The sequence below is a fragment of the Bradyrhizobium agreste genome, assembly GCF_016031625.1.
GTDB classification, from domain to species: Bacteria; Pseudomonadota; Alphaproteobacteria; order Rhizobiales; family Xanthobacteraceae; genus Bradyrhizobium; species Bradyrhizobium agreste.
Window position 1 is genome coordinate 159,287 of record NZ_JACCHP010000005.1, and the last position, 13,621, is coordinate 172,907.

The 13,621-nt window shown below is 63.5% G+C and carries 13 protein-coding genes; 5 read left to right on the forward strand and 8 right to left on the reverse strand.

The features are described 5' to 3' along the window. The first annotated feature begins 45 nt into the window (after nucleotides 1-45). The 4 genes from HZZ13_RS09280 to HZZ13_RS09295 are packed head-to-tail and all read left to right on the forward strand — an operon-like array spanning nucleotide 46 to nucleotide 3,779. Nucleotides 46-969, forward strand: a complete 924-nt coding sequence (locus HZZ13_RS09280; RefSeq protein ID WP_197959316.1) for an ABC transporter permease — start codon at nucleotides 46-48, stop codon at nucleotides 967-969. Further along, entirely contained in the window at nucleotides 966-1,787 is an 822-nt protein-coding gene (locus HZZ13_RS09285; protein ID WP_197959317.1) for an ABC transporter permease, read from the forward strand. Before HZZ13_RS09280 ends, HZZ13_RS09285 begins: the two co-directional genes overlap by 4 nt. After that, nucleotides 1,784-2,764: an ABC transporter ATP-binding protein gene (locus tag HZZ13_RS09290; protein WP_197959318.1), complete on the forward strand. Its 981-nt coding sequence runs from the start codon at nucleotides 1,784-1,786 to the stop codon at nucleotides 2,762-2,764. Before HZZ13_RS09285 ends, HZZ13_RS09290 begins: the two co-directional genes overlap by 4 nt. Continuing rightward, nucleotides 2,757-3,779: an ABC transporter ATP-binding protein gene (locus tag HZZ13_RS09295; RefSeq protein ID WP_197959319.1), complete on the forward strand. Its 1,023-nt coding sequence runs from the start codon at nucleotides 2,757-2,759 to the stop codon at nucleotides 3,777-3,779. Before HZZ13_RS09290 ends, HZZ13_RS09295 begins: the two co-directional genes overlap by 8 nt. A 109-nt stretch (nucleotides 3,780-3,888) precedes the next feature. Here the strand turns inward: HZZ13_RS09295 and HZZ13_RS09300 are convergent, their stop codons facing one another. The 5 genes from HZZ13_RS09300 to HZZ13_RS09320 form a co-directional block, all read right to left on the reverse strand. Then, nucleotides 3,889-4,368, reverse strand: a complete 480-nt coding sequence (locus HZZ13_RS09300) for a YybH family protein (RefSeq protein ID WP_197950074.1) — start codon at nucleotides 4,366-4,368, stop codon at nucleotides 3,889-3,891. Nucleotides 4,369-4,811: 443 nt separating this feature from the next. After that, the gene (locus tag HZZ13_RS09305) at nucleotides 4,812-5,789 is read right to left on the reverse strand and encodes an ABC transporter substrate-binding protein (protein ID WP_197959320.1); all 978 of its coding nucleotides are present in this window, start codon (nucleotides 5,787-5,789) and stop codon (nucleotides 4,812-4,814) included. Between the two features lie 254 nt (nucleotides 5,790-6,043). Then, nucleotides 6,044-6,583 carry a c-type cytochrome gene (locus HZZ13_RS09310; protein ID WP_197959321.1) on the reverse strand — a complete coding sequence of 180 codons (540 nt, stop codon included), beginning with the start codon at nucleotides 6,581-6,583 and terminating at the stop codon, nucleotides 6,044-6,046. Further along, nucleotides 6,570-7,841 carry a sulfite dehydrogenase gene (gene soxC, locus HZZ13_RS09315; protein ID WP_197959487.1) on the reverse strand — a complete coding sequence of 424 codons (1,272 nt, stop codon included), beginning with the start codon at nucleotides 7,839-7,841 and terminating at the stop codon, nucleotides 6,570-6,572. The genes HZZ13_RS09310 and soxC overlap by 14 nt, the downstream gene beginning before the upstream one ends. Before the next feature lie 393 nt (nucleotides 7,842-8,234). Beyond that, nucleotides 8,235-8,861: a LysR family transcriptional regulator gene (locus HZZ13_RS09320; protein ID WP_197959488.1), complete on the reverse strand. Its 627-nt coding sequence runs from the start codon at nucleotides 8,859-8,861 to the stop codon at nucleotides 8,235-8,237. A 130-nt stretch (nucleotides 8,862-8,991) separates the two neighbouring features. Here HZZ13_RS09320 and HZZ13_RS09325 point away from each other — a divergent pair, with 130 nt between their 5' ends. Then, nucleotides 8,992-9,384, forward strand: a complete 393-nt coding sequence (locus HZZ13_RS09325) for a RidA family protein (RefSeq protein WP_197959322.1) — start codon at nucleotides 8,992-8,994, stop codon at nucleotides 9,382-9,384. A gap of 412 nt (nucleotides 9,385-9,796) precedes the next feature. Here the strand turns inward: HZZ13_RS09325 and HZZ13_RS09330 are convergent, their stop codons facing one another. The 3 genes from HZZ13_RS09330 to HZZ13_RS09340 are packed head-to-tail and all read right to left on the reverse strand — an operon-like array spanning nucleotide 9,797 to nucleotide 13,373. Beyond that, the gene (locus tag HZZ13_RS09330; protein WP_197959323.1) at nucleotides 9,797-10,822 is read right to left on the reverse strand and encodes an ABC transporter permease; all 1,026 of its coding nucleotides are present in this window, start codon (nucleotides 10,820-10,822) and stop codon (nucleotides 9,797-9,799) included. Between the two features lie 11 nt (nucleotides 10,823-10,833). Further along, nucleotides 10,834-12,336 (reverse strand): sugar ABC transporter ATP-binding protein, encoded by a 1,503-nt coding sequence (locus HZZ13_RS09335; protein ID WP_197959324.1) that lies wholly within the window; start codon nucleotides 12,334-12,336, stop codon nucleotides 10,834-10,836. A 14-nt stretch (nucleotides 12,337-12,350) separates the two neighbouring features. Then, entirely contained in the window at nucleotides 12,351-13,373 is a 1,023-nt protein-coding gene (locus tag HZZ13_RS09340) for a sugar ABC transporter substrate-binding protein (RefSeq protein ID WP_197959325.1), read from the reverse strand. Between the last annotated feature and the right edge of the window lie 248 nt (nucleotides 13,374-13,621).

The window sequence follows — 13,621 nt, forward strand, 5'->3', positions numbered from 1 at the left end:
CCCGCCTAGCGCCAAAGGCGAGGGAGGGAGCGGGGAAAAGTTGAGATGCTCGCGTTCCTGATCCGCCGCGTCCTGCAGACCATCCCGACCGTGCTCGCCGTGGTGCTGCTGGTGTTCGTGCTGTTCAGCGTCGTTCCCGGCAGCATCGTCTCGACCATGAGCGACGACAGCGATCCGCAAGTCGAGCTGCGCATGAAGAAGCAGCTCGGCCTCGATCAGCCCGTCTATATGCGCTTCGGCGCCTATGTCGCGCGACTCGCGACCGGCGATCTCGGGGCCTCGTTCCGGACCCGTGAGCCTGTCACGGCCATGATCGCCAAGCGGGCCTGGCCGACGCTGCAGCTGATCTTCGCATCCATGGCGTTTGCGGTTCTGCTCGGCGTGCCGCTCGGCTTCGTCGCGGCCTTGCGGCCGGGCAGCCTCGTCGACACCGTCTCGATGATGCTGGCGGTGTCGGGCCTGTCTTTGGCCAAGTTCTGGCTCGGACTGCTGTTGATGTACCTGTTCGCGCTCAAGCTCGGCTGGCTGCCGAGTTTCGGCTATGGCGACGGCAGCCTCAAATATCTGATCCTGCCCGCCGTGACGCTCGGCGTCTCGCCGATGGCGCTGCTGGCGCGAACGACGCGCGCCGCGGTGCTCGAGATCATGACCGCGGACTTCGTCCGCACGGCGCGCTCGAAGGGCATGAGCGAGACCAGGGTCGTCAAGTGGCACGTGATGCGCAATGCGCTCGTTCTCATCCTCACGACCATGGGCCTGCAATTCGGCGCGCTGATGGGGCAGGCTGTCGTGGTCGAGAAACTGTTCTCCTGGCCGGGCATCGGCTCGCTGCTGGTCGACAGCGTGCTCCAGCGCGATATTCCCGCCGTCCAGGGCTCCATCCTCGTCGTGGTGCTGTTCTTTCTGGCGATCAATCTCTTGATCGACGTGCTCTACGGCGTGATCGATCCCAGGATCAGATACGCATGAAGCTCCGCGCCAATCTCGTCATCGGCGGGTCGTTGTTCGCGCTGGCGATCGTCGTCGGCCTGCTCGCGCCCTGGCTGGCACACACCGATCCCGTCATGGACGCCAACCTCATGAATGCGGAGGAGCCCCCGAGCTGGACCTGGTGGTTCGGCACGGACGGGCAGGGCCGCGACATCTATTCCCGCGTCCTCTACGGCGCGCGCGTCTCGCTGACGGTCGGCATCGTCTCCCAGCTCATCAACAGCGTCATCGGCGTGGCGCTCGGCCTGAGCGCCGGCTACTTCGGCGGCTGGTGGGACGATATCGTCAACGCCCTGACCAATCTCATGCTGGCGATCCCCTCGCTGATCTTCGCGCTCGCCATCATGGCGGTGCTGGGTCCCGGCCTGACCAGCCTGTTGATCGCGCTCGGGCTGACCAACTGGTCGTTCACCTGCCGCCTCGCACGGGCCTCGGCGCTGTCGCTGCGGAGCCAGGGCTACGTGCAGGCGGCCACCGTCCTCGGCTACGGTGATGCGCGCATCATGATCACGCAGCTGCTGCCGAACATGCTGGGGCCCATCGTCGTCATCGGCACGCTGGGCATGGGCAGCGCGGTGCTGTCCGAAGCTGTATTGTCGTTCCTGGGCCTCGGCGTCCGCCCGCCCTTTCCGAGTTGGGGCAGCATGTTGTCGGAGGCGCGCGAGCAGATCACGACGGCGCCGTGGCTTTCGATTTTTCCCGGTCTTGCCATCTTCCTGACCGTGCTCGGCCTCAATCTGCTCGGCGACGGTCTGCGCGACATTCTCGATCCGCAATCGCGGAGCCGGCGCACATGACAGGCAGGCCGCTGCTCGAGGTAGAGGATCTCCGCATCGATCTCGATGACGGATCGAGGCGCGTTGCCGCGGCCGAAGGCGTTTCGTTCCGCATCGACCGCGGCGAGACGTTCGGCCTGGTCGGCGAGTCCGGCTGCGGCAAGAGCATCACGGCGCTCGCCTTGATCGGCCTGCTGCGGCCGCCCTTGTCGATCGGCGGCGGCGTCATCCGGTTCGAGGGACAGGAGATCCAGCACCTCTCCGCCGCCAGGCAACGGCAGCTGCGCGGCAATCGCATCGCCATGATCTTCCAGGAGCCGATGACGGCGCTGAACCCGGTCTCGCCGGTGGGGCGGCAGATCGCCGAGATGTTCGTGCTGCACAGGGGCAAGAGCTGGCGGGAGGCCAACCAGCTGGCGGTCGAGGCGCTCGCGAGCGTCCGCGTCCCCGCGCCCGAGCGGCGCGTGAAGGACTATCCGCATCAGCTGTCCGGCGGGATGCGCCAGCGCGTGATGATCGCCATTGCGCTCGCCTGCGGTCCGGACCTCTTGATCGCCGACGAGCCGACCACGGCGCTCGATGTCACCGTGCAGGCCGAGATCATCGAGCTGATGCGTAATCTGTGCGCCGAGCGCGGAACGGCGATCCTGATGATCAGTCACGATCTCGGCCTCGTTGCCAATGTCTGCCGCCGCGTCGCCGTCATGTATGCCGGCCGCATCGTCGAGGAGCGCGGCTCGGCCGACATCTTCCGCGCGCCCTCCCATCCCTATACGCAGGGCCTCGTCGACTCGCTGCCGCGGCTTGGCAGCCGCGCTGCGCTCGGCCGCAGCAGGCTGAAGGAGATCGCGGGCGTCGTGCCTGCGATCACGCGCTTCCCGGATGGCTGCCGGTTCAATCCGCGTTGCACGCAGGCGACGGACATTTGCCGAACCACCGCGCCGCAGGCGGATGGGCTGGAGGCGGGCGGTTTCGTCCGGTGTCACCACCATGCATGAACCGCAGGGGCGAACGGATGACGATGTGATCCTCAGCGTGGAGGATCTCGCCGTCCATTTTCCGCTTCGAGGCGGCCTGCTGGGCCGGGGCCGCCGGCTGCTCCGCGCCGTCGACGGCGTCGACCTCAGGCTGAAGCGCGGCGAATGCCTCGGCCTTGTCGGCGAGTCCGGCTCCGGCAAGTCGACCGTCGCGCTCTCGATCCTCGGCCTGCTCACGCCGACGCGCGGCCGCATCGTGCTGGACGGGCAGGTCGTCACGAACCGGCAATCCGGCGACCGGAAGGCGCTGGCCCGCATCGTGCAGATCGTGTTCCAGGATCCCTACGCCTCGCTCAATCCGCGCCAGACCGTTCGCCGCACGCTCGAAGATCCCCTGCGTGTGCACGGCGTGAGGGCGAAAAGCGAGATCGAGGACCGCGTCGCGACGATGCTGAGGCACGTCGGCCTGCGCCCCGAGCAGGCCGACCGCTATCCGCATGAATTCTCCGGCGGCCAGCGCCAGCGCATCGGCATCGCCCGCGCGCTGATCCTCAACCCCAGAATCGTCATCTGCGACGAGCCGGTCTCGGCGCTCGACGTCTCGATCCGCGCGCAGATCATCAACCTGCTGCTGGAATTGAAGGACACGCTCGGCCTGTCCTACATCATCATCAGCCACGACCTCGGCGTCGTCGAGCACATGAGCGACCGCGTCGCCGTGATGTATTTAGGCCGCATCGTGGAGAACGGCGACTGGCGCGAGATCTTCGAGCGTCCCGCGCACCCCTATACGCAGGCCCTGATCGCCGCCATCCCCGATCCGCTGCGCCACGCCCCGCTGGCCACGACCGGCGGCGACCTGCCCAATCCGCTCAACCCGCCGAACGGCTGCGCCTTCAGCCCGCGCTGTCGGTATGCGGAAGCGGTGTGTCGGAGCGAGCCGGGGCCGGCGTTGGAGACGCGGGGCGACGGGCATGCGGTGAGGTGCTTGCGAGTTGACGAGATCGCCAGTCAGACGGCATTGGCCGCGACGTAGCGACTTGCTCAATGTCCGCTTCGACCCGAAAGCGACCGAATTGCTGTGCCGCCGCGAAGTGACGCGATGGGCCGAGAGGCGACATTAAAGATTTTTCGATGTAGCGGGCCTATTTTGGTGGCGGACTGTCGGCGTTCCAAGTGTCGCGCCAATAGAGCCATTTACCGCCGACCTTTTTCGATACTGACAGAAACTTGCCGGTCTCGACCACATTCCCTGCCTTGTCCTTGATCGTATAGGAGCCCGAAGACCAGCCCTGGTTGCCGTTGGCGCCGCCATCCTGTTTGTCGGCGAAACTGAACACAAGACCGGCCTTGGCTGCTTCCGAAGACATGTTCGCCAGGAAAGTGCGAATGGCGTCGCGACCCGTCACAGCCGGTGCGTTGGGCGGCATCAACACTGCGCGTTCGTCGTACAACTTCGCCATCGCATCGCCGTCGGCGGCCGTGAAGCCTTTTAGCCAAGCCTGATCGGCCGCGTGGAGTGCCTTCACCTCCGCCTCCGGTCCGGCAGCCCACGCCGGCAAACCTACAACGGAGAACATCATGAAGAACGATATGACATTTGCGACTTGAGCTACTGTGCGCATAGCTATTCCTCCGCGTGGCCCACCCGCGCGCTCAAGCTAGCACTTCAGGCGCCAGAGGGAAGGCGGCTCAGGCGGTCGCATCTCGGCCTCGGCCTAGCGGCGCTGAAAAGCTCCAGGCCTCAGTGCGTAAGCTGACGGCCGCGTGCGAGGCCGAGGTCAAGTGCCGGAAAATCAGCAACAGATTGGTGGGTCATATAGAAACGGGAAATGTCCCTGCCATACTTTCGGGGATGCACCCATTTGGTCTCGGTCTAGAGGGGTCGCTAGACGCCGAGTTATTACGATTTTGCAGTCACCTCAACTTCCGACGCCGCCCACCAGACGCGGACGCCGGTTCGCGCGCGGGACGCGAACTTTCCGCTCTATCCCTGTGAACGGATTTCTAGCTACACAGCGTCAAAGGGGCGATGGGCCATAACCGGACACAGCGGCTGCTAACACGCTTATTCAATCACCTCATCCGCACGGGCGAGCAAGGATGGAGGCACAACAACTTTCAAGGCATTAGCCGTCTTTATATTGATGACCAGCTCGAATTTTGCCGGCTGTTGAATTGGAAGCTCGGCTGGTTTGACGCCTTTGATGATCTTGTCGACGTAAGCTGCGCCTCTCTTGAAAAGATCAACGAGGTCCGGGCCGTAGCTCATGAACGCTCCCATTTCGGTAGCATCGCGATAACCAAAGATCGTCGCTAGTTGTGCTTCCCGCGCAGCCTCAACGATATTGCGCCGATACGTCCATAGGAGTCCTTCTGGAAACACAATGAGCCCTTCAACGTTTCCGCGAAGCGAACGGAACACAACATCAATGTCTTCCGCTCGGCGCACATCGTACGCGTTGAGAGTAAGCTTTTCCGATTGCGCTGCCCGCTCTACCGCATCGAGGTAGAAACGGCTGCCAGGATTTGCAGAGTTCCAAAGCGCACCAATTCGAGTAATTTTAGGAGCGGCTTCGTGCAGAAGCTGGAGCATTTTGGCGTTTGTTTCGGGCGTGACCTCCAAGGAGAAGCCCGTCAAGTTGCCACCGGGATGGGAGATGCTCGCAGCTAAGCCGCCTCCCACGGGATTAACAACGGCAAGCGCGACGATTGGTGTCTGTACTATAGCTTTCTTGGCGGCAACAGCCGGAGGATGACCGGCCGTGACAATCACGTCCGGCTCGCTTTCCGCCAGCTCGCGCGCGACCTCCTCGTACTGGCTCTCATGGCCAGCCATCCAGCGGTACTGGATCGCAAGATTGTGTCCCTCACTATAGCCTAACTCCTTCAATCCTCGTCTGAAGGAATCCGCAAGTGGGTTCGGACCAGCCGCAACCGAAAAGAAAACAACTCGCCATACCTTTCCTGATTGCTGCGCACTAACCGATTGCGGCACGAGCATAGTGATAATCGCGCTCGTAATGAGCCTTCGTCTATCGATCATGCGACGGTCCTCCTAAAAGTTCGATTTCCGCCTAGCAACGGCACGCTACACCCGCGTTCCTGCTCGTGAAAGAAGGTCGCAGCGTGAGAGGTGGATTGAAGCCCCTTGGCTGCCCTGTTAATTCCGCTTGGGTCAAAAGCGGCAGTCTACGCTGCCTGCAAGCCGCTTCCGGTCTACACGAGACAGCCGACGCTTGGGCAAGCTTTGAGCTAGGCAACACCGGGCCATAATCGCACAAAGGTCCGGCTTCGCAGCTACTTCGGATTGCGCGGGAACGGGATGAACCCGTCCCGGTTCGGCATTCGCACCTCCGGCAACGAGTGCGCATCGATTACATCGTTCGGCCCAATGATCCCGTTGAGATGGAGGATGTAGGCCGAGACTGCGTAGACTTCGTCCGCGGTGAGCGATTTTGTATCTTGGAATGGCATTGCGCGACGGACATAGTCGAACAGGGTTGTTGCATAGGGCCAGAAACTTCCCACAGTTTTTATCGGTGTTTTATCCGGCGCCAGTGTGCCGATGCCGCCGACGAGCGCTCCAGCGAGCGCGACTTTGGGCCTCTCTCCCTTCTCGCCGTGGCAGGCCTGACATTTCGCTACATAGATGGCCTCACCCTCGATTGCGGTGCCTCGGCCAGGCGGCAGACCTGCGCCATCCGGTCCGATGCTGATGTCCCACGGGGTAATATCGGCCGGCGCGATCGGCTGCCCGAGCTGCGGGGCTTGGGCCTGTGCCGCCGGTGCGATGGTCAGCATGGATATGCACACTGCAATGGGTTTAAGCGTAAACATTGCTGACCTCCCCCATCTCGTCAATTCGCCAGCTTGCGATGGCGTTGTAGTGGTAGACCCCACGAAAGCCGCGTTCAGCCGCGAACTGCGCGCGTGTTGGCTGTACCATGCCGGTGTCGTCAGTGGCGCGACTCTGCAGCACGGCGGGACCGCCGTTCCATTGCCATGCCGTGCGGAAGCGTACGGGCGCCTTTGGCAGGATCGGGCCCTGCAAAGCCGCCGGCGCCCAGCTTCGTCCGCCGTCAGCCGACACGTCGACCTGCCGGATGCTGCCGTTGCCCGACCAGGCAAGCCCGGAGATCTCGTAGAATCCCGGGTCCCTCAGCGCGAGCCCCGGCGACGGCCGCGTGATGACGGATTTGACTTCGATCGGAAACACGAACTGCCAGGCCTTTTCGTCTTTGAGCAGGATCGTGTACTTCGATGTTTCGTCTTTGGTCATGGCGGGGCCAGCAGTCAGCTTGAGCCGGCGCAGCCACTTCACATTCATGTTGCCCTCGAAACCAGGCAGCAGCAGCCGCAACGGATAGCCGTTCGAAGGCCGCACTCGCTCTCCGTTCTGATAGAGACAGAGCAGCGCATCATCCATCGCCTTGGTGAGGGGGATGCTACGGCTCATGGCGGCAGCATCAGCGCCCTCGGCGATCACCCAGCGTGCCTCAGGTTCGATGCCGGCTTCATCGAGCAAAGTGGACAGCCGCACGCCGGTCCATTCCGAGCAACCCAGCAGGCCGTGAATAGCCGCCACATTGAGCGGCTGGGCCTGAGGCGCGTTGAGCGCCAGGCTGTTGCCGCCACACTCGATGAAGGCGATGCGCGATTGCATCGGATAGCGCGACAGCGCTTCGAGCGTAAACACAAGCGGGCGCTTCACAAGTCCATGGATCACCAGCCGGTGTTGATCGGGATCGATTTCTGGGACGCCGGAATGGCTACGTTCGAAATGCAGACCGGATGGCGTGATCATTCCTTCGAGCATGTGCAGCGGCGTGCGTGACGAGCCGACACCGGGTGGGTTCGGAGGCGGCGGAAATACTTTGACCACCTTGCTCTCGAACGGTGACGGCTGCCCATAGCCCGCAAATCCCGTACCCGGCACCTTCATCCAAGGCTGCACCGCAAGGGGTTCTGCCGATCCGCAGGATAAGCCCGCAGCGGTCGCACCGACAACGAGCGTGCCTTCGAGAAAGACGCGGCGGCTTAGAATTCCATTGCCCGCCGCCGGATCGACTAGTTCGGGATGTGTTTTTCTGATCATGAGCAGCACTCGCTTATCGCGGTCAATTGAAGCATCTCGTTGCCCGCGCGCACGGCTAGCGCTCGGTGAGAGACCGGCACAAGAGGACTGTCGGTTTTATTGAGCGTGCGATGCCAGCCGACGGCATTCCCTGCTGCCATTCGACAAGGAGACGTCGGCACGTCTCGAAAGCAGCTCCAAAGAAGCCTACAAGATCCAACGACTTTTCAAAAGACGTCCATTTTGACCAGAATGTCGCACAAACAAATCCGGTCAAAACCAGCGACTCGGATGTCGAGTTGGGTCATTTTCGACCAATGCAGCGGGCATTGTCGGCCGGTTGATTCCGCTTTGCTACAAGGAACACCGCTGCCGGGGTAGCTAGACGCCGAGTTATTACGGTTTGCGGTCACCTCAACTCCCGACGCCGCTGACCAGGCGCGGGCGCCGGTTTGCGCGCGGCTTCTCGGCCAGCAGGGCGCGCAGCCACGCGCGGAAACTCACGACTTCGGGACAATCCGCCGTGCCCTCGGGCGCAATCAGCCAATCACCGAGACCCGATCCTTCATCGATCCTGTCGCAGCGATAGCCCGGATGCCGGCCAAGACTGCGGGCGATCAACAGGTCGACTTTGCCTTCGACCAGCTCGTGCAGGCCGGCGGGCTGCAGCACGCGCAAACCGATCTCCGCATGCGCGCTGCGAAACGCCGCCAGGTCTAGGCGGCGCAGGTCGAGGCTGCCATGGACCCCCAATTGCAGCAGCACCGTGCCTGATGGTTTCAATTGCGAGGTCGCCTCGGCAATCTGGCGAAAGCCTTCGGAGATCCCGGGCAGATAGGCCTGGCCGGCTTCGGTCAGGATGAGCTGCTTATGCAGCCGCTCGAACAGTTGCACGCCGAGGCGCGCCTCCAGGGCTTTCACCTGCTGTCCCACGGCCGCGGGCGTGACGTGCAGTTCGTGGCCGGCCAGCTTGAAGCTGAGATGGCGCGCCGCGGCCTCGAAGGCGCGGAGCGCGTTGAGCGGGGGAAGGGCGTATGTCATCGCAACCGCACTTTGACACCGATGGGCCGCGGGCTTGCAATAGATTTTCTTGCGCTGAACTGCAGGAATGATGCTTTGCGCGGCCGTGATGCCTCCGGATACGTTTGACCCGCAAATCCGGAGAAACGCCATGTCCCCAGCCCACATCGTCAGCCACAATCCCGCAACGGTTCACCCGCCCGCCGGCGGCTACAGCATGGGACTAGAGCTGAAGCAGCATCGCCGCCTGCTGTTCATCAGCGGCCAGGTCCCTGAAAAATCCGATGGCACCGTGCCCGACGGCTTCGAGGCGCAATGCGAGCAGGCCTGGCGCAATGTCAGGGAAGTGCTCGCCGCGGCAGGTCTCGGCGTCGAGCACCTGGTCAAGGTAACCACGTTCCTGACCGACCGCGGTCAACTCGTCGCCAACCGCGCCATTCGTCGCGCGATGCTCGGGGAGCACGAGCCCGCGCTGACGGTCGTGGTCGTCGAGACCGTCGATAGCAAATGGCTGCTGGAGATCGAGGCGATCGCCGCGGAATGAAGCGGCGTCGCCCAGGCGCTGGCGGGTGGCGCAACCTACTGCAATTTCCGCTTCTCGCGGTTGCCATTGAATGTGAAGGCGGAGCGTTAGTCTCCATGCATGACTCTCGGCGATACAGCTGATCCCCGATCGCCCTTCTGCCGCCACATCGTCATTGCGAGCGCAGCGAAGCAATCCAGAAATGCATCCGCGGACAGTGTCCTGGATTGCTTCGCTGCGCTCGCAATGACGGAGGATGCACCGGCCTTTCAAAGCCGCTGCCGATGATGACATCCTAGCCCTGTTTTGCCCGACGAGTCAAAGCGGCTTCGGTAAATCCGTAAGCCCATGACGCGCGCCGGCAAGTCATTGATTCCGCTGGCCCTGGCTACTGTGCATGGGGTTGTTTTCGCACTTTTTGTTTGGCGGCCGTCTACTCCGCCGCCTTCTCCCTCAAGCGCTGCGCATAGACATTGATGACCAGCGCCGCCAACAGGATCAGGCCGCGGATCAGGATCTTGAGGAAGCTGTCGATGTTGACGTGGTCGAGGCCGTTGTTGAGCACGCCGAGCACGAACAGCCCGACGATGGTATTGCCGATGCCGCCGCGGCCGCCGAACAGGCTGGTGCCGCCGACCACGACGGCGGCGATGGAGTCGAGCAGGTAGGTGTCAAACTCGTTCTGCTGCGCGCTGCCGAAATGGGCAACGCCCAGCATGCCGCCGATCCCTGCGCACACTGCGGAGATCACCATGACCGCACCGAGGATCAGCTTGACGTTGAGACCCGAATATTCGGCTGCCTCGCGGTTTCCCCCGACCATGTACACGTAGCGGCCGAAGCGCGTGTAGGTCAGCACCAGATGGCCCGCGAGCAGCATGATGGCGGCGACGATGACGATCCAGGGGATGCCGCCGATCGAACCCGAACCGAGCGTCGTGATCAGGCTCGGCACCTTGTAGGCGATCTGGCCGCGGACGAGGAGCGCGGAGATGCCGGCCGCGATCTGCATCATCGCCAGTGTCATGATGAAGGAGGGGATGCCGATCACGGTCAGCCCCAGCGCGTTGACGAGGCCGAGCAGCGCGCAGAGCAGGAGCGACAGGATGATCGCGACCGCGCCGGGTAGGGGGATGTTGGCGATGTTGACGTAGGATTCCTGCAGCGTGAAGTAGGCGACCGCAATGCCGGTGACGTTGGCGATGCTGGCGATGGAGAGGTCGATCTCGGCGCAGAGGATCACGAAAGTGAGGCCGACGGCGATGATGCCCGTCACCGACACCTGGGTCAGGATGTTGCCGAGATTGTCGAGCGTCGCAAAGGAGGGACTGGCGAAGGCGAAGAAGCCGGACAGGAAGATCAGCGTCAGGAACGGGGCGATGTTGCGCATCTGAGAGCGCAGGAAGGGCGCAAGGCCCCGCGTCCGTTGTCCCGTCGCCATGGCCGTCTCGCTGCTCATGTGCTTCTCCGTCACGCCGCTTCCAGCAGGCGGTCCTTGCTGACCGGCTCGTTCTTGAATTCACGCACCAATGCGCCGCGCTTGAGCACGAGGATGCGGTCGGCCAGCGACAGCACCGTCTCCGGCTCGGTCGACAGCACGATGATCGCGAGCCCCCTCGTTCTGAGGTCGCGGACGATGTTGATGACGTCGTTCTTGGCGCCGACATCCATGCCGCGGGTCGGCTCGCACAGCACCAGCAGCTTGGGCGGGTAGGTCAGCCATTTCGCCAGCGCCACCTTCTGCTGGTTGCCGCCCGAGAGCATGCCGAGATCGAGGCCGACCACCGGCGGCCTGATCTGCAGCTGGTCGACCTGCCGTTTGGCGATGTCGCGCTCCTGCGCCGGCTTGAGCAGCAGCGAGGAGATGCGGTCGAGTATGCTGATCGAGATGTTCTTGTAGACCGGCTCCTGGTGAAACAGCATGTCGCGCCGGCTCTCCGGCACCAGCGCCACGCCGGCGCGTCGTGCCGCCGCCGTGCTGGCGAAGATTTTCGGCACGCCTTCGACTGCTAGCGTGCCGCTGTCCGGCTTCAGCTTGCCGAACAGGATGCGCGACAGCTCCTGCTGGCCACAACCCATGAAGCCGTAAATGCCGAGCACCTCGCCGGCGCGGGCTTCGAACGAGACGTCCTGAAGGCTGCGGGACAGCGACAGCTGGTCCGCCTCGAGAACGACCTTGCTGCCGCTCGGCTGCGGCAGCATCAGATCGTCGGTGTAGCTATGCTCGAGCGCCTCGCCGCCGCGGCCGATCATGGCCTCGATCAGCGCGCCCTTGCTGGTTGCGGCGCTCGCCGTCTCCGCAACCTTCCGGCCGTTGCGGAATACGGTCACTGTGTCGGACACCAGCAGGATGTCCTCGATGAAATGCGAGATGAAGACAATGGCAGTGCCTTCCTCGCGCAGCCGCCGAAGCGTTGTGAACAGGCGCTCGACCTCGGGCGGGGAAAGGGCGGAGGTCGGCTCGTCCAGGATGACGATGCGCGCGCCGGAGAACAGCACGCGCGCGATCTCGATCAGCTGCTGCAGCCCGATCGGAAGGTCGCCGAGCCGCGCCATCGGGTCGACGTCGATGCCGAAGCGGGCGAGCTGCTCGCCCGCCTCGCGCGCCATCCGCCGCCATTGCACGAGGCCAAGGGCGTTGGTCGGCTGGTTGCCGAGGAAGACGTTCTCCGCCACCGTCAGGTCGGGCGCGACGCTGAGCTCCTGGTGCACCATGGCGATGCCGGCGGCGTGCGCATCGCGCGCCGAGCGAAAATGCATGTCCCGGCCGTCGACCAGGAAGCGGCCGGAGAACTCGGTGTGCACGCCGGCGATGATCTTCATCAGCGTGCTCTTGCCGGCGCCGTTCTCGCCGACGAGACCATGGATCTCGCCGGGATAGAGCGCGAAGTCGACACCACGAAGCGCTTCGACGCCGCCGAAGCTCTTCGTGATGCCCTGCAGTTCCAGGATGGGCTGTTGTCCCACGCTCATGAAGATCTGGAGGCTCAGATCAGGAAGTGATCCTGCATCCACTGCATCCCGGCGGCATTGGCCTTGGTCACCACCGGGCCATCGGTGACGACGTTCTTCGGGATGCCCTGTCCGCTCTTCTCGCCGCCGACCACGGCTGAGACACCCGCGATGATCGCGCCGCCATGGATGCGGCAGGACGGATTGCGGACGGTCGCGAACATGCGGCCTTCGCTGACCGCCTGGATTGCCGGCGGCATGGCGTCGACCCCGCCGATCAGGATGTTGGTGCGATTGCGCGCCTTCATGATGTTGTAGGCGGCCAGCGCCATGTCGTCATTGTGGAAGAAGGCCGCGTCGATCTGGGGATATTTCGTGAGATACGTTTCCCAGAGACGCGCGGTCTTCGACACGTCCCAATCGGCCGGCTGGGTGTCCAGCACCTCGATGCCGGGGAATTGCTTGACCACCGAGTTGAAGCCCTTGGCGCGGCCCTGCGCACCGGTATGGCCGAGCGCGCCCTGCGTCATGATGATCTTGCCCTTGCCGCCCATGGCGTTGCACAGCGCCTGCGTCACCGAGGCGCCCATGAACTCGTTGTCGGGAGCGAGGAAGGAATGGACGTTGATCTGATCGAGCGGCGCGATCAGCGTGTCCATGTCGATCACGGGCGTGCCGGCGTCGATCATCTTCTGCACCGGCTGGGTGAGGGTGCCGATGCCGAAGGCCTGGATCGCGACGAAATCCCATTTCTGCGAGGCCATGTTGTCGATCGCCGCGCGCTGCTTCACCGCATCGAGCTGGCCGTCGAACCACGTGACTTCGACATTGAACAGCTTGCCCCAGAATTCCGCGGCCTGCTTGCCTTGCGCGCACCAGGTCGCCTGAAGGCCGGCATTGGAGAAGGCCGCCTTCAGCGGCTTTTCGCTGCGTCCGACCTCGGCCGCCAGCGCGGGGTTTATGCCCATGCTGCCGAGGAGGGCAGCTCCGGCGCCGGCGGTCGCTGCCGCCTGAAGAAGATCGCGCCTCGTCGTCGAGAAATCTTTCGTCCCGGACATCGCTCGCTCCCATATATTTGTCGTCGGCGCGTCATTGGTTGCGCGACCGATGTCCTAAAGTCTCTCACAAGAGTTGTTCGCACTCAATCTTCAATCAGCCGCGAGATCGCGGCAGCCTGAGTGCATCGTGCGAGGCGATCAGCTGGAAATTCCCGCGGCACTCGCCGGCGAAATTCAGAATGGCCGCCTGCGTTTCCGGAAGCGGTTCGAACAGAGGTTGTGGACGTGCGGCGTGAGATCGGCGCAGT